General features: G+C 65.3%; 19 protein-coding genes. 12 read left to right on the forward strand and 7 right to left on the reverse strand.

Going from position 1 to position 19,116, the window contains the following annotated elements:
• Positions 1-56 precede the first annotated feature (56 nt).
• The 4 genes from mnmH to DRB87_RS14430 are packed head-to-tail and all read right to left on the reverse strand — an operon-like array spanning position 57 to position 3,860.
• Positions 57-1,112, reverse strand: coding sequence for a tRNA 2-selenouridine(34) synthase MnmH (mnmH, locus tag DRB87_RS14415; RefSeq protein ID WP_130026390.1), 1,056 nt, complete (start codon positions 1,110-1,112; stop codon positions 57-59).
• Positions 1,109-1,753 carry a lipopolysaccharide assembly protein LapB gene (locus tag DRB87_RS14420; protein WP_130026391.1) on the reverse strand — a complete coding sequence of 215 codons (645 nt, stop codon included), beginning with the start codon at positions 1,751-1,753 and terminating at the stop codon, positions 1,109-1,111. Before DRB87_RS14420 ends, mnmH begins: the two co-directional genes overlap by 4 nt.
• A 23-nt stretch (positions 1,754-1,776) precedes the next feature.
• Complete coding sequence (locus DRB87_RS14425) at positions 1,777-3,282, reverse strand: glycosyltransferase (protein WP_206100025.1); 1,506 nt, start codon at positions 3,280-3,282, stop codon at positions 1,777-1,779.
• On the reverse strand, positions 3,279-3,860 hold the full coding sequence (locus DRB87_RS14430; RefSeq protein WP_130026392.1) for a cytochrome b: 582 nt from the start codon (positions 3,858-3,860) through the stop codon (positions 3,279-3,281). The genes DRB87_RS14425 and DRB87_RS14430 overlap by 4 nt, the downstream gene beginning before the upstream one ends.
• Positions 3,861-4,165: 305 nt before the next feature.
• Here DRB87_RS14430 and DRB87_RS14435 point away from each other — a divergent pair, with 305 nt between their 5' ends.
• The gene (locus tag DRB87_RS14435; RefSeq protein ID WP_130026393.1) at positions 4,166-4,990 is read left to right on the forward strand and encodes an oxaloacetate decarboxylase; all 825 of its coding nucleotides are present in this window, start codon (positions 4,166-4,168) and stop codon (positions 4,988-4,990) included.
• 166 nt (positions 4,991-5,156) lie between these two features.
• Here DRB87_RS14435 and DRB87_RS14440 read toward each other — a convergent pair whose 3' ends face one another.
• Positions 5,157-6,545, reverse strand: coding sequence for an MFS transporter (locus tag DRB87_RS14440; RefSeq protein WP_130026394.1), 1,389 nt, complete (start codon positions 6,543-6,545; stop codon positions 5,157-5,159).
• 471 nt (positions 6,546-7,016) lie between these two features.
• Here DRB87_RS14440 and DRB87_RS14445 point away from each other — a divergent pair, with 471 nt between their 5' ends.
• The 5 genes from DRB87_RS14445 (at position 7,017) to DRB87_RS14465 (ending at position 10,958) form a co-directional block, all read left to right on the forward strand.
• The gene (locus DRB87_RS14445; RefSeq protein WP_130026395.1) at positions 7,017-7,688 is read left to right on the forward strand and encodes a DUF1345 domain-containing protein; all 672 of its coding nucleotides are present in this window, start codon (positions 7,017-7,019) and stop codon (positions 7,686-7,688) included.
• 230 nt (positions 7,689-7,918) lie between these two features.
• Positions 7,919-9,364 carry a cytochrome ubiquinol oxidase subunit I gene (locus tag DRB87_RS14450; RefSeq protein WP_130026396.1) on the forward strand — a complete coding sequence of 482 codons (1,446 nt, stop codon included), beginning with the start codon at positions 7,919-7,921 and terminating at the stop codon, positions 9,362-9,364.
• A gap of 40 nt (positions 9,365-9,404) precedes the next feature.
• Positions 9,405-10,403: a cytochrome d ubiquinol oxidase subunit II gene (gene cydB, locus DRB87_RS14455; RefSeq protein ID WP_130026397.1), complete on the forward strand. Its 999-nt coding sequence runs from the start codon at positions 9,405-9,407 to the stop codon at positions 10,401-10,403.
• Positions 10,387-10,572: a hypothetical protein gene (locus DRB87_RS14460; protein WP_130026398.1), complete on the forward strand. Its 186-nt coding sequence runs from the start codon at positions 10,387-10,389 to the stop codon at positions 10,570-10,572. Before cydB ends, DRB87_RS14460 begins: the two co-directional genes overlap by 17 nt.
• Before the next feature lie 11 nt (positions 10,573-10,583).
• Entirely contained in the window at positions 10,584-10,958 is a 375-nt protein-coding gene (locus DRB87_RS14465; RefSeq protein ID WP_240755996.1) for a YbhB/YbcL family Raf kinase inhibitor-like protein, read from the forward strand.
• Between the two features lie 75 nt (positions 10,959-11,033).
• On the opposite strand, the gene folE is transcribed toward DRB87_RS14465, so the two are convergent.
• Positions 11,034-11,600 (reverse strand): GTP cyclohydrolase I FolE, encoded by a 567-nt coding sequence (gene folE / locus DRB87_RS14470; RefSeq protein WP_130026399.1) that lies wholly within the window; start codon positions 11,598-11,600, stop codon positions 11,034-11,036.
• Between the two features lie 182 nt (positions 11,601-11,782).
• Here folE and DRB87_RS14475 point away from each other — a divergent pair, with 182 nt between their 5' ends.
• The 4 genes from DRB87_RS14475 (at position 11,783) to DRB87_RS14490 (ending at position 16,394) form a co-directional block, all read left to right on the forward strand.
• Positions 11,783-12,748 carry an HlyD family secretion protein gene (locus tag DRB87_RS14475; protein WP_240755997.1) on the forward strand — a complete coding sequence of 322 codons (966 nt, stop codon included), beginning with the start codon at positions 11,783-11,785 and terminating at the stop codon, positions 12,746-12,748.
• A gap of 67 nt (positions 12,749-12,815) precedes the next feature.
• Positions 12,816-13,727: an ABC transporter ATP-binding protein gene (locus tag DRB87_RS14480; protein WP_370363095.1), complete on the forward strand. Its 912-nt coding sequence runs from the start codon at positions 12,816-12,818 to the stop codon at positions 13,725-13,727.
• Complete coding sequence (locus tag DRB87_RS14485; protein WP_130026401.1) at positions 13,724-14,866, forward strand: ABC transporter permease; 1,143 nt, start codon at positions 13,724-13,726, stop codon at positions 14,864-14,866. Before DRB87_RS14480 ends, DRB87_RS14485 begins: the two co-directional genes overlap by 4 nt.
• Positions 14,867-14,873: 7 nt before the next feature.
• Positions 14,874-16,394: an efflux transporter outer membrane subunit gene (locus DRB87_RS14490; RefSeq protein WP_130026402.1), complete on the forward strand. Its 1,521-nt coding sequence runs from the start codon at positions 14,874-14,876 to the stop codon at positions 16,392-16,394.
• Here the strand turns inward: DRB87_RS14490 and DRB87_RS14495 are convergent.
• On the reverse strand, positions 16,367-17,296 hold the full coding sequence (locus DRB87_RS14495; protein WP_130026403.1) for a LysR family transcriptional regulator: 930 nt from the start codon (positions 17,294-17,296) through the stop codon (positions 16,367-16,369). The genes DRB87_RS14490 and DRB87_RS14495 overlap by 28 nt on opposite strands.
• 179 nt (positions 17,297-17,475) lie before the next feature.
• On the opposite strand from DRB87_RS14495, the gene DRB87_RS14500 reads away from it, so the two are divergent.
• Both DRB87_RS14500 and DRB87_RS14505 read left to right on the forward strand, forming a co-directional pair.
• The gene (locus DRB87_RS14500) at positions 17,476-17,895 is read left to right on the forward strand and encodes a VOC family protein (RefSeq protein ID WP_130026404.1); all 420 of its coding nucleotides are present in this window, start codon (positions 17,476-17,478) and stop codon (positions 17,893-17,895) included.
• 110 nt (positions 17,896-18,005) lie between these two features.
• The gene (locus DRB87_RS14505) at positions 18,006-18,710 is read left to right on the forward strand and encodes a fumarylacetoacetate hydrolase family protein (protein ID WP_130026405.1); all 705 of its coding nucleotides are present in this window, start codon (positions 18,006-18,008) and stop codon (positions 18,708-18,710) included.
• Positions 18,711-19,116 lie beyond the last annotated feature (406 nt).

Consider the following 19,116-nt stretch of genomic DNA (forward strand, 5'->3'; position numbering starts at 1 on the left):
CTATGCCAAACTGGGCCTCGGTTGCCAAGGCTTATCACGAATTCGATACGGTGGGGTCAAGCCATCCCGCACTGCGCAAGCAACGCCCGCGCCTGCTCGCCCAGATCTTGCGCCGTCGGATGAAACGGAAACGGGAGGGTGTTGCGCACTCCCTGCAACATCTTGCGCGAGCTTCGCGAATACGCCGGATCGTAGTGCCGCGTAATGAGCACCTCCGAGAGTTCGCGTTGCCGCCCCTCGTCGAGCAACGTCAGCCATTGGTCGATGACCGCCCGTCCATGCAGCGGCACCAGCCGGAGAAGCTGCGTGCGAAAGTCCTCCGGCCGCGCCAGCAAATGGCCGTACTCCTGCATCAACAGGTCGACCCGTGCGTCGAGCGCCACGCGAACCTCGACACACTTCGTGGCCCCGCGCAGCGACGACATCAACGACTCGGGCAGCGTAATCAGTCCGATCCGGCGGCTCTCCGCTTCGACAAACACCGGCCGCGTCGGATCGAGCCCGCGCAACGCGCCGATCAGCGAAGTATCGAACGACTTCTGCGACGGCTGCGCGACGCCCGGCATTGCCCCAAGCAGTGACCCGCGATGCTTCGCCAGCGCCTCGAGATCGAGCGTTTGAGCACCCACGCCGGCCAGCGCGTGCAGCAGACGGGTCTTGCCGCTGCCCGTGTGCCCGGCCAGCACGATGTAATCGAGCGTCGAGGGCAGTGTGCCGAGCGACGCCACAACGTCGCGCCGGTAAGCCTTGTACCCGCCGTCGAGCTGGCGCGCACGCCAGCCGATCATGTTCATGATGAGCGTCATCGACTCGGATCGCTTGCCGCCCCGCCAACAATAGATGAGCGGCCGCCAATTGCGCGGCCGGTCGGCGAACGTCGTATCGAGATGGGCGGCGATGTTGCGCGCGACCATGGCGGCCCCCACGCGCGAGGCATCGAATGGCGATACCTGCTTGTACATCGTACCGACGATGACGCGCTCTTCATTGCTGAGCACCGGCGCGTTGATCGCCCCGGGAATGTGGTCGTCGGCAAATTCGAGCGGTGTGCGAACGTCAATGATCTCGTCAAAGTCGCCCGCGCTTTCCAGGCAAACGCGCATCGGGTTCATCGTGTCCCCGCCGCCAGTTGCCCGCAGTGCTTACCGTACGGGGTGCGAGATGTCGCCTGCGCACGCACGGCCTCGTCCAGGCCGGCGCGCACTTTCGCGGCGCGATCGATGATGTGTGTGGCGGCGTCGGCATCGCCCGCGCCCCCCAGGGCCAGCGCGTAGTCGTCGAGCACCTCGGCGTAGGCGAACGGCACCTTGCGGGCCGCCTCCATGCGATCGAGCGCGTCCACCGCCCGGCCGAAGTACTTCACCGACGCCGCGTACTGCCGCTGAACCAGCGACAGTCGCGCCAACTCGATCAACGCCGGATACCGGACGTGCCCGGTGAGGATATCGAGATCGTACGCGAGGCTCAGCTCGCGTTCGGCTTCGGGGTAGTAGCAGGTCACCCCCAGCGCCCGGCCATAGTCGAAGTGCATGGCCGCGCGATGCGACGCCGGCCAGCCCGACTGGTCCGCCACAAGCACCGCCTGCCCGAAGGCCCGGCGTGCGCCGTCCCAGTCGCCGCGCACCTCGGCCGCGCCCCCCAGCGCAGCGTAGTCGGGACCGAACGGCTTGCGCTCGGGGACGCTACACCCGGCCACGCTCAACAGGCCGCTGAGCGCGCATCCCATCACCCACCACGTTGAAAATCGAATCATTTGATGAAAACACTGCCGGAAAATCATTCGTCGCGGGACACCCCCGTCCCGCGCTCGCCCGACAGGATACCGCGTCGCACCTGAACGCCCCAACGCTGGCGCCCGGTCAGGAAGTGCCCCCAGCCCAGCGCGGCGCCCGTGTGCCGCATCAGTTGGAACGAAAACGGCTCCAATACTGCCGCGACAAGCGCCCATCCGAAGCTCGTACCGGTGTTGTGTCCAGTCCAGCGCCGGTACGCATGTACCGACCAGAGATGAAAGCCGAGATCGATGCCGATCTTGCCAAGAATGATGCCCGAGACCGGCAGCAGCACGCCGACATGACCGTCGAAGGCGAACGAGACGAGCAGCGCGAACGCGGTGAGCCCGTAGATCGGCTGAAGCGTATCGAATGCCTTTACCGGCAACATCCAGCGTCCGAGATTGCCATAGCGGCCGTTGCCGACCATATCGCGATACCAGTATTGCGTCTGGAGAAACCCCGCAAACCAGCGGCGACGCTGACGCAGGAAGCTCGTGAGCGTGCTCGGCGCATCGGTGATGGCTTGCGCACCGCCCACCACGCGCACCTCCCACCCAAGCCCATGCGTGGCCGAATAGCGACGCAGGCGATGGATCAGTTCGTAATCCTCGACAAGACAAGCCGGATCGAATCCGCCAACGGCCAGCACCGCCTCGCGCCGGAAACACGCGAACGCGCCCGAAATCAGCAGCAGGCCGTCGGCGTGCATCCAGGCATAGCGCGAAATGAAGTTTCGGATGTACTCGTACGTCTGGAAAAGCTGCAACACGCGCGCGCTCGCCGTGCGGCCGCACACCGGCGTGAGCACGCCAGTCGCGGCCACGAGCCCGGGTCGACGCGCAAACGCGGCGTGCATCGCGGCGCAAGCCTCGGCATCGAGCAACGTGTCGGCGTCGACCGTCATCACGATGTCCGTATCGATATCCACGAGCGCCGCGTTGAGCGCACGCGCCTTGCCCCCGTGCGGCACACGCAGCCATTTCAGATTCGGATAGCGCGCACTCGGTGCGCTCAGCCCGCCTTCGCCGGGGTCGATGAGCCCATACTCGCCCGTGAGCAATGCGAACGTGCCATCGCGCGAGCCGTCGTCGGCAATGACAATGGCGTCCGGAACCCGTCGCCCCGCCATCAGCGCGCGCAACGTGACCGGCAACGCCGCCGCCTCGTTGTGCGCCGCGACCACCACGCCGAGCGTCAATCGAACGGCGGCGCCTTCATGACCTGCGTCGGAGGAAGTCTCGTCGGGGTCGGGGCGCATCAGGCGCCACGCTTGCCAGAATACGAATGCCAGCAGCACCGTGTCGTACGCGACATAGGCGACCCCGGTGCCCCACGCGAACACGCCCTTGAGAAAGAATGCCTGCGCGAACAACAGACACCACAGCGCCGCCACGCCCGTATGCACCAGCCAACTGGCCAGCGGCGTCGGCGGTCGCGTGAAGCGCGGTGAGTGACGCTCGCGGGCCACTTCGAGCCGCGACGCCTTCCCCGTTGTTTCCGCGCTCACGGCAGCATCCGGCCAAGCACCGGGTGGCGGTCGATCCACTGATGCTTGAGCGCCCCGCCAATGTGCAACGCCAGCAGCACGTACAAGACATAAGCACAGTAGGTATGGACGTTACCCAGCAAGGTGTGCCAGTAGTCCTTGCTCGCATCGCTCAACGCCATCAGAAAACCCATGCGCGGGAACGGCACGATGCCGAACAGCACCAGCGGATGGGTCGAGGCGGCGACCCACGCCGAATCGTGCGCCCAGCCCGTGAGCGGCAGCACGACGATCAAGACATAAAGCAGCCAATGCGCGAGATGCGCCGCCGTGCGCTCCCATGATGCAAACACGTGCGAGAGCGCGGGCGGACGATGTGTCGCGCGCCACAGCACGCGCAGAATCGCGAGCCCCAGCACGGTAATGCCCATGGACTTGTGCAGATCGATCCAGAAGCGCACGTCGATTTTTTCGAGCGTGGCGTCGGACAGCAAGGCAATCGTCTGGCCGATCGCGATGTTGCCGAGCATCAGCAAGGCGACCGCCCAGTGCAACACCATCGCCACACGGGTGTACTTGGCGTCGTCGTGCAAGGCCACGCCGCGCGGGGGGCCGACGCGGACGTCGCGGAGGGGGGCTGAGAATTCACGTCGGTGATCCTGAAAATACAGAAGAGGATGATTACATAACGCCAATGGAATCGCGCTTATTCCTGAAGTTCCCCCGAAAAACGTGTTACACGGGATTACACGCTGCGCGCGGGTGCATGAGATAAAAACATCTGGCGGTCGATATTATGCCTTGAATCGCCTCGGGGCTGCCTTGCGAGGCCAGCGCAAAACCGCGATGATCGGGCTTGCGTGCGCAGCGTGAGCGGAGCTGCGCCCCCTACAGGAGACACACCATGTCACGTAGTACCGCCGAAAAACGCGTCGCCTTTCGCGAACTCCACCTCGCCGGCTGCTTTGTCATCCCGAACCCCTGGGACGCGGGCAGCGCGAGGTATCTCGAACACGCGGGCTTCAAGGCGATTGCCTCGACCAGTTCGGGCTTCGCCTGGTCGACCGGGCAACCCGACAATGGCGTGACACGCGATACCGTCCTCGCGCATTTGCGCACGCTCGTTGACGCCACCGATCTGCCCGTCAATGCCGACTTCGAAAGCGGCTTCGGCAGCACGCCCGAAGAAGTCGCGCACAGCGTCAAGATGGCCGTGGCAACAGGCGTGGCCGGCTTGTCCATCGAAGACTCGACGGGCGACGTCAACGCGCCGCTCTTCCCGCTCGACGAGGCTGTCGCGCGCATGAAAGCCGCGCGCCGAGCGATCGACGCGACCGGCGGCGACACCCTCCTCATCGGTCGTGCAGAGAATTTCTTCGCGGGCGTGCCCGATCTCGACGACGCCATTGCACGCCTCCAAGCCTATGCGGAGGCGGGTGCCGACTGCCTCTACGCACCGGGTATTCAATCGGTCGAGCAAATCCAGGCCGTCGTCACGGCCGTGGCGCCCAAACCGGTGAACGTGCTGATTGGCGCGTCGTCACCGATGACACTGCAGGCGCTTGCCGAGCTTGGCGTGCGGCGCGTGAGCGTGGGCGGTGCACTGGCTCGCGCGGCATGGGGAGGCTTCATGCACGCCACGCAGGCGCTCGCCCAAGGGCGCTTCGACGGGTTCGACGGCGCCGCCAGCGGCGCCACGCTCAACGGACTGTTCCGGCAGGGCGTGTGATGCTTCTGGCGCACAGCCGCGGTGCCATTGAGCTACGGGTCCCGATGCATGGGGAAACGCACCGGCCGGTTCGGATTGAGACATTGAGCACGAAGCTGCGCCAGAAAGCCAAACGGCCCGTCGTGCCGAAGCATCGACGGGCCGCGAGTGCGCGAACGCGTTTCGCTTACTCGACGTGCGCCACGCCGCCTGCGAGGACCGCGCCGCCGACCATCTCCGCGGGCAGTGCCCACGACATCCAGCGCGTGCGCAGGGCGACAACCAGCAAGAACGCCAGCGCCGCCAGTGCGCCGAACGTGGCGAAGCCCATCTGGTAGCTGCCCGTCGATTCCTTGGCTATGCCCATGATGACCGGCAGGTAGAAGCCGCCAATGCCACCGGCCGCGCCGATGATGCCCGACATCAGCCCCGTCTTGCCTTGCCAGCGTTGCGGCACGAGCTGGAACGTGGCGCCGTTACCGAGACCGAAGCACAGGTAGATCAGCACCAGCAGAGTGACACCGGCACCTTGCGGGGGCATCCACGCGGCAAAGACAAAATCGATGACCGAAATCGCCGCGAGCAGCAGCACCAGCGCGCGCACGCCAGAGATCCGGTCGGCCACCATTCCGCCGATGGGACGCACCAGCGCACCGAGGAACGCGAGCAGCGACATGAACAGCCCCGCCTCGATGCGCGGCATGCTGTACAGCGAGATGAGCAGCGTGGTCACATACGACGACATGCCGACAAAACCTCCGAACGTGATGCTGTAGACCAGCATGATGACCCACGTGTCCCGTTCGCCGAGCACGCCGCGATAGTGACGCGGCAACACGGCAATCGCCAGCAACGCGCCCAGCACCGGCAGCAGCAACACACCGGCCTTGCCTTCGCCGAATGCGCCGGCATGCACGCACAACACGAGCGCGATAAGACCGAACACGGTAATGAAGAAGCTCGTGAACGCGCGCGGCGCGCTGCCCGACTTAACACCCTGATCCTTTGCCCAGAACACCAGCGCCAGCGCGGCAAGCGCGAGCAGCGGCAGGGCGGCACCGGCCGCACGTGCCCAGCCGTAGTGCTCGGCCAGTCCCGGGAACATGAAGCCATCGAGCACCGCGCCAATGTTGCCCGCCGCGGCGAGACCCAACACCAGCCCCTGTACCTTCGGCGGATAGTTGCTGCCTGCCATCGGCAACGCCACGGCGAAACTCGCGCCGCCGATGCCGAGGAGCACACCGAGTACGAGCAGCAGCGTGTACGACGGCGCACCCGGCATCAGCAGCAGCACGACTGACGGAATCGCCGACAAGGTGATCCCCATCAACGCGATCTTGCGACCGTCGTAGGCCTGGTATAGGTTGCCCAGCGTGACGCGCAGAATCGCCGCGCCCAGCACCGGCACCGCCACGAGAAAGCCCGTTTGTGCGGGCGTCATCGCAATGTCCTTGCTGATGAACGGCGCCAGAGGGCCGAGCATCACCCAGACGGTGAAACCCGTGTCGAAGTAGAGAAAACACGCAACCAGCGCGCGCCAGTTGCCACTTTTCAACGATTGCGTGAGCGTGCTCATGGATACCCTCGTGTTCATATGCCAAAAAAAAAGCGCCCCGAAGCCGTATGCCTGTGAACAGGCCTATGGCTTCGGGACGCCGTTGCCCCGAAGTCCGCGCTCGCGCGGAAGTCATGCATGCGGTGCAGAAAATTCGCTTGTCTTCGCTCGGCCGTCGTTGGCCTTGCCTACTGCTTAGCAAGTGGCGTGCCATGTGCTTGCAAGAATTGGCTCGCGACTGGGCAGAGCCCCGCGGGACAAGGCGAGGCAGGATGTCGAGGTCATCAGGAAAATCGCGCAATCGGCCGCGCGGCGTTGTGCGCGCGACGCCCCCGGTGACACCGCAACGGGCACGATGCCGCATCGCGATGCGGCGGCGCACCACAACTGTGCCGCCAGCCTGCCGAGAAGGCCGCATTTCCGCCCACGACCGGTGAATGACCGGGTTGGTGGATAATCGAACCGCCTATCGCCACCGTCCAGACATTGCTCATGAACGCCAAGCTTTTCCCGCATCTGCTTCGCTTCCATCCGCGACTGCTCATCGCCATCGTTCTCGGCGTGCTTGCCGGACTCTTCGTCCAGGTCTTCGTGAGCGGGGAGTTCAGCACGGTAACGCGCATATTGATCGGCTGGAACACAGGCGCCTGGTCCTATCTCGCGATGATCTGGCTCATGATGGTCACCGCCCCCAAGCGCAGCATCGAGCGCTTTGCCGAGCAGGAAGACCAGAGCGCGGCCATTGTGCTCACCGTGGTCAGCCTGTCGGCCATCGCCAGTGTGGCCGCCATCATCCACGTGCTGGCGAGCGCCAAGACCGGCGCCCCGCATCAGGCCTCGGAGCATGTGCTGTTCGCGGCCGCCACGCTGATCGCCGGATGGTTCCTCGTGCCGACGATCTACACGCTGCATTACGCGCGGCTGTACTTCACCGATACGGAATCGCCCTTCGCGCTGGCCTGGCCCGAGCGCGACTGCGATCCGGATTACTGGGATTTCCTGTATTTCTCGTTCACCATCGCCGTCGCCTCGCAAACCGCGGACATCGCGCTGACATCGCGCCGCATGCGGCGCACCGCGCTTGCGCAGGCCGTCCTCTCGTTCTTCTTCAATCTCGCCGTGCTCGGCCTGTCGATCAATATCGGCGCCGGATTGCTCGCGTAGCGCCCGTCCGCGTGTGACATGAGGTCGCACCCGGCGAGGACGCGAATCCCCACAAAAACAGGCCATTAGCGCAAATCGACGCGGCAATTGATGCCGCGTCAATGCGCCGCATGTGACGTCTTGTCACGCGTGCTGCGGTGCAGCACGCCCTACCATGCAGGCAAACAAGGGGCGATCGGCAGTGAGGGTCGCCCTATAGACAGGGTTGGTTTGCCTACATTGATCACGACATGACTGCCGCTCCAGAAGCTGTTGACCTCGCGCGCCTGCAATTCGCGTTCACGGTCTCGTTTCACATCGTATTTCCCGCCGTCTCCATTGGTCTGGCGAGCTTCATCGCCGTGCTGGAAGGTCTCTGGCTCAAAACACGTCAGCCGCACTATCTCGATCTGTGTCGCTTCTGGTCGAAGGCCTTCGCGGTGTGCTTCGGCATGGGCGTCGTCTCCGGCGTGGTGATGGCCTATCAGTTCGGCACCAACTGGTCGGGCTTTTCGAGTTTCGCCGGCGCGGTCACCGGCCCGCTGCTCACTTACGAGGTGATGACCGCGTTCTTCCTCGAAGCGGGCTTCCTCGGCATCATGCTGTTCGGTTGGAACCGCGTCAGCGAGCGTGCGCACTTCGCCGCGACCTTGTGCGTGGCCGTCGGCACGTTGATTTCAACGTTCTGGATTCTCGCGTCGAATAGCTGGATGCAAACGCCGCAGGGTGTCGAGATCGTCGACGGCCGCGTGGTCGTGCAGTCGTGGTGGGACGTGATCTTCAACCCGTCCTTCCCGTATCGGCTGGCGCACATGAGCATCGCGGCGTTCGTCGTGGCCGCGCTCGTCGTGGCGGGCACCGGCGCATGGCACCTGCTGCGCGGGCGCCGCGACCCGGCCGTCAAGACCATGTTTTCCATGGCCATGTGGCTGCTGCTGATCTTCGCGCCGCTGCAGGCCGTCGTTGGCGATCTTCATGGTCTGAACACGCGTGAGTACCAACCGGCCAAGCTCGCCGCCATCGAAGGGCTTTGGGAGACGAAGACCGGCGGCACGCCGCTCAACCTGTTCGGCTGGCCCGACATGGCCGCCGAGACCACGCGTTATGCGCTTGAAGTGCCGCACCTGGGTAGCCTCATCCTCACGCATCGCTGGGACGGCGAGATTCGTGGTCTGAAGGAATTCCCGAAAGACGAACGCCCCAACGTGCCGCTCGTGTTCTGGAGTTTTCGCATCATGGTCGGCCTCGGCCTCGCGATGATCGCCGCCGCGCTGGCCGCCGTATGGCTGCGCCGTCGCGGCACGCTCTTCACGTCGCGCCGCTTTGCCCGCGCCATGCTCGTCCTCTCGCCGACCGGCTTCGTTGCGTTGCTGGCAGGTTGGGTCACCACCGAAGCCGGACGCCAGCCGTGGGTCGTCTACGGGGTGATGCGCACCGCGCACGCCGTGTCGCCGGTGAGCGCCCAACAGGTGCAGGTCTCGCTGCTGGTGCTCGTGCTCACCTACTGCCTCGTGTTCGGCACGGGCATCTATTACCTGCTCAAGTGGCTGCGCGTCGGTCCGGTGTTGCCCGGCGAGCCGTCGGCGGCGTCCGGCAGCGATCACTCGTCGCCACGCGGCCACCTCGCGGCGCAAACCGCCCCCGCCCTGTCCGGGCTATCCGGACGAATGGACACCGACGGCGCACACGCGACCTGATCGGCGCCCCATCACGACTTCGACGTTACCGAGATTTATCATGGATCTGACTTTGGCGTGGGCCGCCATCATCGCGCTCGGCCTGTTTCTCTACGTGGTGCTCGACGGCTTCGACCTCGGCATCGGCATTCTTTTTCCGTTCTTCCCCGACGCGCGCGAACGCGACACGATGATGCACTCCGTCGCCCCCGTCTGGGACGGCAACGAAACATGGCTCGTACTCGGGGGCGCCGGATTGCTCGCCGCGTTCCCAATGGTGTATTCGGTACTCCTCTCGGCGCTGTATCTTCCGCTCGTGCTCATGCTCGTGTGCCTGATCTTCCGAGGCGTGGCGTTCGAGATTCGCGGCAAGTCGCATCGCACCCGGCCGTGGTGGGATCTCGCATTCATCGGTGGCTCGGCCGGCGCAACGTTCTTTCAGGGCGTCTCGCTCGGCGCGTATCTCTCGGGCATTCCGGTCGAGAACGGTCAGTTCGCGGGCGACGCCTTCGCCTGGGTCACCGCGTTCAACCTGTTCACCGGGCTGGGCCTGGTCGTGACGTACGCACTGCTCGGCGCCTGCTGGCTGATCGGCAAGACCGAGGGCGATCTGCAGCGCCGCTTGCGTGTGCTCGCCTGGCCGCTGACGCTGGCGCTCGTGGCCACAATGGCCGTCGTGTCGCTGTGGACGCCGCTGCGTGTGCCGCTCGTGGCCGATCGCTGGTTCGCCGACCAGTGGTTCTGGCGCTGCCTGCCGGTGCCGTTCCTCGTGGCGGGCGCCACGCTCGTCATGCGCCGCGTGCTGCGCCGCTCGCACGATGCCACGCCCTTCTGGCTCGCCATCGGACTCGTGTTTCTGGGGTACAGCGGGCTGCTGATCAGCGCGTATCCGTACGCGATTCTCCCAGGCATCACGCTGTGGGACGCCGCCGCCCCGCAGTCGAGTCTGTCGTTCACGCTATGGGGCGCGGCCTTCATTATTCCGGTGATCCTCGGCTATACGATGCTGGCCTACTGGGTATTTCGCGGCAAGGTGGCTCACGATGCGCACTATCACTGACCTCGTGCGGCCCGCCGTGCGCCAGCGGCGCGAGCGAGCCGCCGCCCACCCCGCCTGGCAGGCGCGCTTGATTGGCTGGGGATGGTTCGTCGCGCTCTGGTGCGCCGGTGTGGCCGGCACCGCCCTGCTTGCACTACCATTCAAGCTCATCATTGCATCTGCCAAATAGGAGGCGTGCTTATGAATCGACGTTCATCCGCTGCGGGAAAGCAATCGTTGCGAATCGCCGGCGCGGCAGCCGTGGCCGTGACGCTCGCCACCGGCGCCGGGGTGGCCTGTGCCGAAGGCATGAGCGTGTCGTCGAGCGCGTTCGCTGACGGCGGCATGCTGCCCGCGATCCACGCCGGGCTGGGCAAGAACGTCAGCGGTGCAATGGCCTATCGCGGCGCGTGTCCGCCGGTCGGCGATTCGCCGCACCACTACATCATTACGGTGACGGCCACCGATCTGGAACCGGGCCGTCTGCCGCCGGGGCTCGACGCCAACGGTCTGACGACCGCGTTGGCCGGCCACACGCTGAACGGCTCGACCCTCGTGGCGCGATACGGCCGATAAGCGCTTGTCGTATAGCAAAAAAAGCGCTGGAGGGACTTCCCCGCCAGCGCTTTTCGTTGGTACGCCGTCCTGCGACTATTTGTCGCGAGCGAGCGCGAGAAACTCCGTGCGCAACGCCAGGTTCGGCTGCAACTCACCGAGCATCGCCGACGTCACGGTCTCTTCCCCGGCCGTGCGAATACCACGGCTTTCCATGCACATGTGACGACACGACACCACCACCCCGACGGCCTTCGGTTGCAGATGCGTCATCAGCGCTTCGGCGATCTGCGTGGTCAGACGCTCCTGGACTTGCAGGCGGCGCGCAAAACAGTCGACCAGACGCGTGAGCTTCGACAATCCGACGATCTTGCCGTTGGGCAGGTAGCCGATGGTCGCCTTGCCGAAGAACGGGGCGAGATGGTGCTCGCAATGGCTGTAGACGGGAATCCCTCGTACGACGATCAGTTCGTTGTATTGCTCGGCGCCGTCTTCGAAGACCTTGAGCACTTCGGCCGGATCCTGGCCGTAGCCGGACGTCCATTGACGCCAGGCCTTTTGAACGCGCGACGGCGTTTCGTGTAGACCGGGGCGATTCGGGTCTTCGCCGATGTGTTCCAGGAATCGCTTCCAGTCGTTTTCGTCGAACGTGTCGTGAGACATATCAATCAAGCTCCTTGCATGAGGTCCGGTGCGCTGCGCTGTTAAGGTTCGCGCGCCCCGTGCGCCGCCGGACATGTGCGCACAATAGCAGAGAGTCCCTGCCCGCGCATGGCGACGGATTGCCCGTTGCCCCGCTTTTGCGCTAAGGTGGCAGCGAACAACCGCAACGCACGAGGCGCGTCATGCCGGCAAGCCCCCGCATGTGCACTAACGCGATCACCCTTGCCGCCATGGCCGCGCTGGCTGGCTGCGGCGACCACTCCGCCCGGCCGTGGCAAGGCTATGTGGAGGGCGAATTCGTCTATGTTGCCTCGTCGCAGGCCGGAACCCTGACTACGCTGTCGGTGTCGCGCGGCCAGGAGGTCAAGGCGGGAGATGCTCTCTTCGATCTCGACTCCACTTACGAACTGGCCGCACAGGCCCACGCGCGCGAGACACTCGCCAGCGCCGAGGCCCAGTTGCGCGATCTCGAAACCGGCAAGCGCCCCGACGAGATCGCCGTCGCTGCCGCACAACTCAAGCAAGCCATCGCCGTGCGCGACAAGTCGCTTGCGCAGTTCGACCGCGATCAGGCGCAATATGCCGCCGGCGGAATTTCCCGCGAACAACTCGACGCCAGCCGCGCCGACGCCCGTAGCAGCAACGCCCGCGTGCAGGAGTTGCAGAGCAGTCTGGCGGTCGCGCGACTGCCGGGCCGCGAAGCGCAGCGCCAGGCGCAGGCCGCTCAGGTCGATGTGGCACGCGCGGCGCTTGCGCAGGCCGACTGGCAACTCGCTCAGAAGCATCCCGTCGCGAGCGCCGCCGGGCGCGTGTACGACACGATGTACCGCATCGGCGAATGGGTCGCGGCGGGCAGCCCCGTCGTGCGACTGCTGCCGCCGGGCAACATCAAGGTGCGCTTCTTCGTGCCGGAGACCGCCTTGGGCAGCCTGAGCGCGGGGCAGACCGTGCACATCGCCTGCGACGGATGTGGCGCAGGCGTACCCGCCCGCATCACGTACGTCGCCCATCAGGCCGAGTACACGCCGCCCGTTATCTACAGCAACGACACGCGCGACAAGCTCGTCTACATGATCGAAGCGCATCCCGCCGCGGCAGACGCCGTCACACTCAATCCCGGGCAGCCGGTGCAGGTGACGCGACCATGAACGGCCGCGATGCGCGCCCGCGTGAGATCGTCGCCCCCCGGCCGACGAGGGCCGTCTCGCGATCGATGTGAAGGGTCTGAACAAACGCTTCGGCGACAAGCACGTTGTCAAGGATGTGTCGCTGCAAGTGCAGCGCGGCGAAATCTTCGGCTTTCTCGGGCCGAACGGCAGCGGCAAGACAACCTGCATCCGCATGATGTGCGGCTTGCTCACCCCCGACTCGGGCAGCGGCACGTGCCTCGGTTTCGATATCGTGCGCGAGAGCGCGCAGATCAAGCGTCACGTGGGCTACATGACGCAACGCTTCTCGTACTGGGAAGACCTGACCATTCGCGAGAACCTCGACTTCGTGGCACGCGTGTATGGCATGCCGAACCGGCGAGACGCCGTCGAGCGGGCCATTGAGCGGCTCGGCCTGACGGGCCGCGCAAAGCAACTGACCGGGTCGCTCTCCGGCGGCTGGAAGCAGCGCCTGGCGCTCGCGGCGTGCATGCTGCACGAGCCGCAGGTGCTGCTGCTCGACGAGCCGACCGCCGGCGTCGACCCGACCGCCCGGCGCGACTTCTGGGAGGAATTGCACGAGTTGGCCTCGCGTGGCATCTCGGTTCTCGTGAGCACGCATTACATGGACGAGGCCGAGCGCTGTCACAAGCTCGCCTACATCTCGTATGGCGAACTGCTCGCGCAAGGCACGGCCGCCGAGGTCACCGCTCGCCAGCATCTGTCGACGTGGCGGGTGCACGGCAAGAACCTCATCGATCTGGCGCGCGAACTGCGCGCGCAACCCGTCGTGGCACAGACGGTCGCCTTTGGCGATACGCTGCATGTCAGCGGGCGGGATGCCACCGCCCTGGACAAGTTGCTGCATGATCTGGCCAGCGAACGCGGGCTGCGGGTCGCGCCCATCGACACGAGCCTGGAAGACGTGTTCATTTACCTGATGAGCCACGCGAAAGACAACTTCGGAGACAAGGCATGAGCGCGCCGCTCGGGTTCTCGATCGCCCGGTGGTGGAGCATTGTGTGCAAGGAGTTCCTGCAGCTGCGCCGCGACCGCGTGACGTTTGCGATGATCGTGGGTGTGCCGCTTGTGCAACTGGCGCTCTTCGGCTTCGCCATCAACTCCGATCCCAAGCATATGCCGACCGCGACGCTCGTGGCCGACGACAGCGAGTTCACGCGCAGCTTTATGGCCGCGATGGAACATTCGGGATACTTTCGCTTTACCGAGGCGTTGACCAGCGAAGATGCCGGACGCGCCGCTCTCGCGCAGGGACGCGCGCAGTTCGTGCTGAACATTCCTGCCGATTTCACTCGCCGGCTGTTGCGCGGCGAGCGGCCCGCCGTGCTCATCGAGGCCGATGCGACGGATCCGATGGCAATGGCCTCCGCGCTCGGCGCCTTGCCAGCCATCGCCCAGTCCGTCGCGCAAAAGGACCTGACGGGGCCGCTTGCGAATCTGGCCGGCTCGCAGGCGGCGTTCGACGTGCAGGTGCATCGTCTCTATAACGCGGAGGGCATCACGCAATACAACATCATTCCCGGCCTGATGGGGGTGATTCTGACAATGACACTTGCGATGATGACCGGCATTGCCATCGTGCGCGAGCGCGAGCGCGGCACGATGGAGAACCTGCTCGCCACGCCGGTATTGCCCATCGAAGTCATGACCGGCAAGATCGTGCCGTACGTCGCCATTGGGTTGCTTCAGGCGACCATCATCCTGATCGCCGCGCGCTTCGCCTTTAATGTGCCGTTCGAAGGCAGCGTCGTCGCGATCTATCTCGCCGCGCTGGTGTTTATCGCGGCCAACCTGATCGTCGGGATCGCGTTATCGTCGTTTGCACAGAACCAGTTGCAGGCCATGCAGCTCACCGTGTTCTACTTTCTGCCGAGCATGCTGCTCTCGGGCTTCATGTTCCCGTTTGGCGGCATGCCCGCGTGGGCACAGGCCATCGGCAACCTGCTGCCGCTGACGTATTTCAACCGGCTCATTCGCGGCATTCTGCTCAAGGGCAACGGCTGGGCCGATGCGTGGCACGATCTGTGGCCGCTGCTGGCCTTCTCCGCCATTCTCATGATGGTGGCCGTGAAGTTCTACAAACGTACCCTCGACTGAGGCGCTCATGCGACTTGCCCAACTTGCGCATCGCCGCCGCCTCGCCTACGGGTCGCGGTGGCTGGCGCTCGGGCTGAGCGCGATGCTCGCCGCCTGCGCGCTCGGTCCGGACTGGCGCGCCCCCGACGCTACGCATGTCGCGCAATACACCACGGGCACACAACCCTCGACGACGGCCGGGGCGGCGGGTGCGCAAAGCGCCGCGCAGACCTTCGTCGCCGGCGAGGACGTGCCGTCCGCCTGGTGGACCCGCTTCGGCTCGCCCGCGCTCAACACCCTCGTCGCGCAGGCGTTGACCGACAGTCCAACGCTACGCCAGGCCGAGGCGAAACTGCGTCAGGCGCAGGAAGACTTTCGTGCTCAGGACGGCGCGCGCTCCCTGCCCTCGGCGAATCTGAAGCTCTCCGGTACGCGCGAACGGGTCGATCCGGCGTCGTTCGGCATCACCAGCTTGCCGAGTCCCGGGCCGTTCACCTTGTATAACGCCAGCGTCGACGTGTCCTACACGCTCGACGTGTTCGGCGCCAATCGCCGCGCGCTGGAAGGGCTCGCCGCTCAGATCGACTATCAACACTTCACGCTGGACGCGGCCAGGCTCTCGCTCGCGGGCAACGTAGTGACAGCCGCCCTGCGCCAGGCCAGTGCCCGGGCGCAACTCTCAGCACTCGAAGGTATCGTGACGGCTCAACGGGCGCAGCTCGATATCACACGCTCACGCGAGCGCTTGGGGGGCGTATCGACGCTCGACGTCGAGAATCAGGCGGCGCTCGTCGCCCAGACCGAAGCCCAACTGCCCGCGTTGCGCACGCAAATTGCGCAATACGATCACCAGTTGGCGCGCTTGACCGGTCAGCCGCCGGGCGCGTTCGCGTCGCCCGTCATCGATCTCGATACCCTGCGATTACCGCGGACGGTTCCCGTCTCGCTGCCGTCGACGCTGGCCCGGCGCCGACCGGATATCCGCGCCGCCGAAGCGTTGTTGCACAAGGCGAGTGCCGATGTCGGCGTCGCCACAGCGAGCCTCTACCCCCAGTTCACACTTTCCGGCAGCTTCGGCACGCAGCGCATGCGACTGGCCGATCTTGGCGATGGCATCAATATCTGGAACCTCGGGATGAACCTGCTGCAGCCGCTGTTTCGCGGCGGCGCGTTGCAGGCGCAACGGCGCTCGGCCATCGCGGCATACGACGCCGCACTCGCGTCGTATCAGGACACCGTGCTGCTCGGCCTCGCGCAGGTCGCCGATGCCATGCGCGCGCTGGCCTCCGATGCCGACACCCTGGCCGCACGCGCCGACGCGGCCCGGCGAGCGGAATCCGCGCTCCGGATCGCAAGCGAGCGATATCGGGTGGGCGGCATCAGTCATCTCGCGTGGCTCGACGTGCAGCGTCAGGCGCTCGACGCAACACGCGCCCGACTCGACGCGCAAGGGGCTCGCCTGACGGACACGGCCGCATTGTGGCAAGCGTTGGGCGGGGCGATAGTCGAGCCATCCCGTGTTCAGGCGACGCCCTGGCCGCGCGACTGAGCCTCGTCCGCCAGACACTTCATCAGCGTGGCGACCGGTGGGCGGCCAAGCGCTGGCTGACGCACCAACACCCCCAACTCGCGCGTGAGCGGCGCGCCGCTGAGTGGGAGAACCTGCACGCCCGTTGCGCCGCCCTTGGCAAGCTTCGCCCCCACGTTGCCGCCAACCGGCAAACCGATGAGCGTCGCAGGCACGATCGACCATCCCAGCCGCGCCCGCACCATGCGCAAGATGACTTCGGGCTCGTCAAGCTCCACGCCCTCGCGCACCCAGAGCCGGTGACGTCGCAGGTAACGCTCGACGAGGTCGCCACCATACGAGCGCCGGTTGTAACGCACGAACGGCAGGGCTTGCGCCCAGTCGGCCACGGTTCCGCCCGTGCCTTTGGGCGCGATCGCCACGTACGGCTCCTGCATGAGGGTGAGCCATTTCATATCGGCCGGCACGCCGATACGCGGGCGGATCATCACCGCCAGATCGAGTTCCTTGGCATCGAGTTGCGCGAGCAACTGCACGGACATGCCCGGCACGATGTTCAGATGCGGCATCGCGCCGAGCGCGGTCCAGCGCGACATTGCGCCGGGCAGGAGACCGAGTTGCGCCGTGAGGATCGCGCCCACGTGGATCGGCGCGAGCGCCGCCTGCCCGCCGTATCCGCCCGCCTCGCCGCGCATGGCCTGATAGCCGGCAATCACTCCCTGCGCCTGAGCGAGCAATCGACGACCATCGTCGGACAAGGTCACGGCGCGGGCAGTGCGCTCGAAGAGTCGCACACCGAGATCGTCTTCAAGTCGCTGAATCTGCGCACTCACGGCCGACTGGGTCAATCCGAGTCGCGCCCCCGCCGCCGAGAACGATGCGGTTTCGGCGGCCGTAACGAAGGTTTTGAGATAGCGGATCATGGATCGAAAATTTTCTGCCTGAGCGTTCGAATTATTCGTTTTGGATTGTTTTTATCGATGGATAGAATTTACCGCAAATCAGTGACGCCGTTCACCCCACCGATGACCCAGGACAGCATTTCCGATAGCACTCGCCGGATTCGGTGCTCGCTTCTCACCGCATGGCATTGGAGTTTCCTATGGCAACACCACTCTTTCATCTCGCGTTCCCTGTCGACAATCTCGATGCGGCCCGCCGCTTCTATGGCGACGTGATGGGCTGTACCGAAGGCCGCAGTTCGGATCACTGGATCGACTTCGACTTCTTCGGTCATCAACTGGTGGCCCATCTCTCGCCGGAAGACGCCGGCCGGCGGATCACGAACCCGGTCGACGGCGATGAGGTTCCCGTCCCGCATTTCGGCGTTATCCTTGACATGCCGGCATGGCACGCGCTGGCCGATCGCCTGCGTGCCGCGGGCACCCGGTTCGTGATCGAACCGCATATTCGCTTCGCCGGGCAGGTGGGCGAGCAAGCGACGCTCTTCTTCTACGACCCGGCCGGCAACGCGCTGGAGTTCAAGGCGTTCGCAGATATGTCGCAGGTCTTTGCCAAGTAATACTGTTGCGCCGTCGTTCGCGCAGTCAGGCGCGACGGCATGCAAGGCGCCGCCTCGTGTCGGCGCCTGTGTCTATCCGTCATTGTTTCGTATCAGCCGAGAGTCTTCTCATGAGCCAATTCGTTATTTCGGCGCCGCCCCAGGCGTCGGTCGCCGTGGCGGGCAGCGATGCCCGTTTCCCCGTGCGTCGCGTGTTCTGCGTCGGCCGCAACTATGCTGCGCACGCGCGCGAGATGGGCAGCAATCCGGATCGCGAGCCGCCGTTCTTTTTCATGAAGCCGGCCGACGCTGTCGTGGCCGCCAACGGCACGCTGCCCTACCCGCCGCTCACGAGCGAACTGCACCACGAAATTGAACTGGTGGTCGCCATCGGCGCCGATGGCGAGAACGTCGATGCGGATCAGGCGCTCTCGCTGGTGTGGGGGTATGGCGTTGGCGTCGATCTGACCCGTCGCGACCTGCAACAGCAAGCCAAGGACACGCGCCGTCCGTGGGACTGGGGCAAAGCGTTCGATGCGTCGGCCCCATGCGGCCCGCTGCACGCCGTGGCCGAGGTCGGCCATCCGAAGGAAGGCCGCGTGTGGCTTGACGTGAACGGCGAGAACCGCCAGACCGGTGATCTCAACGAACTGATCTGGTCGGTCCCCGATCTGATTGCCGAGATCTCGCGCAGCGTGAAGCTCGCCGCGGGCGACCTGATCTTTACCGGCACCCCCGCCGGTGTCGGGCCGCTCGAACCCGGCGACAAGATCAGCGCCGGTGTGGCCGGTGTGGGCGAGATTGCCTTCGCCATCGGCCAGAAGCCCGCCGCCTGACGCAAGTCGTTCGATCGATTCGCATGCTGCGCCGGTGCGCCGGTGCGTCGGCCGGGATACGTCTGCCGGGATATCCACAGCAACTGTTGATAACCCTCTGCATAAGTGTCCCGCCGACGTCGCAAACGCCCGCCGGCATTAGGTGTCAAGTGCATTGCCTAATTTGCCGTCACCGCTGCGGCGCCGGGCCTCCCAACGGGTACCCGCCCGCCGGTGCAACATTCAGCACGCCCTCCCCGCCCTGCCGTTCATTCCTGAAACGTTTTTCATCGGACGACGACATGTGCCCCGCGTCGAGCGATCAACTTCCCTTTTGATTCAAGGCTTTGTTACCACTGGCACGCTTCTCGCATCAACGACAGGGCAAGCCGTCCGCCCTCGGGGAAGCCTCATCGCCAGGGCCAAC

This window comes from Pandoraea sp. XY-2, assembly GCF_004193915.1.
In the GTDB taxonomy this organism is placed as follows: Bacteria; Pseudomonadota; Gammaproteobacteria; order Burkholderiales; family Burkholderiaceae; genus Pandoraea; species Pandoraea cepalis.

Coding starts and splice junctions, on each gene's coding strand:
- mnmH (WP_130026390.1), bottom strand. CDS start 1,112: ATGAACCCGATGCGCGTTTGCCTGGAAAGCGCGGGCGACTTTGACGAG.
- DRB87_RS14420 (WP_130026391.1), bottom strand. CDS start 1,753: ATGATTCGATTTTCAACGTGGTGGGTGATGGGATGCGCGCTCAGCGGC.
- DRB87_RS14435 (WP_130026393.1), top strand. CDS start 4,166: ATGTCACGTAGTACCGCCGAAAAACGCGTCGCCTTTCGCGAACTCCAC.
- DRB87_RS14440 (WP_130026394.1), bottom strand. CDS start 6,545: ATGAGCACGCTCACGCAATCGTTGAAAAGTGGCAACTGGCGCGCGCTG.
- DRB87_RS14445 (WP_130026395.1), top strand. CDS start 7,017: ATGAACGCCAAGCTTTTCCCGCATCTGCTTCGCTTCCATCCGCGACTG.
- DRB87_RS14450 (WP_130026396.1), top strand. CDS start 7,919: ATGACTGCCGCTCCAGAAGCTGTTGACCTCGCGCGCCTGCAATTCGCG.
- cydB (WP_130026397.1), top strand. CDS start 9,405: ATGGATCTGACTTTGGCGTGGGCCGCCATCATCGCGCTCGGCCTGTTT.
- DRB87_RS14460 (WP_130026398.1), top strand. CDS start 10,387: ATGCGCACTATCACTGACCTCGTGCGGCCCGCCGTGCGCCAGCGGCGC.
- DRB87_RS14465 (WP_240755996.1), top strand. CDS start 10,584: ATGAATCGACGTTCATCCGCTGCGGGAAAGCAATCGTTGCGAATCGCC.
- folE (WP_130026399.1), bottom strand. CDS start 11,600: ATGTCTCACGACACGTTCGACGAAAACGACTGGAAGCGATTCCTGGAA.
- DRB87_RS14475 (WP_240755997.1), top strand. CDS start 11,783: ATGCCGGCAAGCCCCCGCATGTGCACTAACGCGATCACCCTTGCCGCC.
- DRB87_RS14485 (WP_130026401.1), top strand. CDS start 13,724: ATGAGCGCGCCGCTCGGGTTCTCGATCGCCCGGTGGTGGAGCATTGTG.
- DRB87_RS14490 (WP_130026402.1), top strand. CDS start 14,874: ATGCGACTTGCCCAACTTGCGCATCGCCGCCGCCTCGCCTACGGGTCG.
- DRB87_RS14495 (WP_130026403.1), bottom strand. CDS start 17,296: ATGATCCGCTATCTCAAAACCTTCGTTACGGCCGCCGAAACCGCATCG.
- DRB87_RS14500 (WP_130026404.1), top strand. CDS start 17,476: ATGGCAACACCACTCTTTCATCTCGCGTTCCCTGTCGACAATCTCGAT.
- DRB87_RS14505 (WP_130026405.1), top strand. CDS start 18,006: ATGAGCCAATTCGTTATTTCGGCGCCGCCCCAGGCGTCGGTCGCCGTG.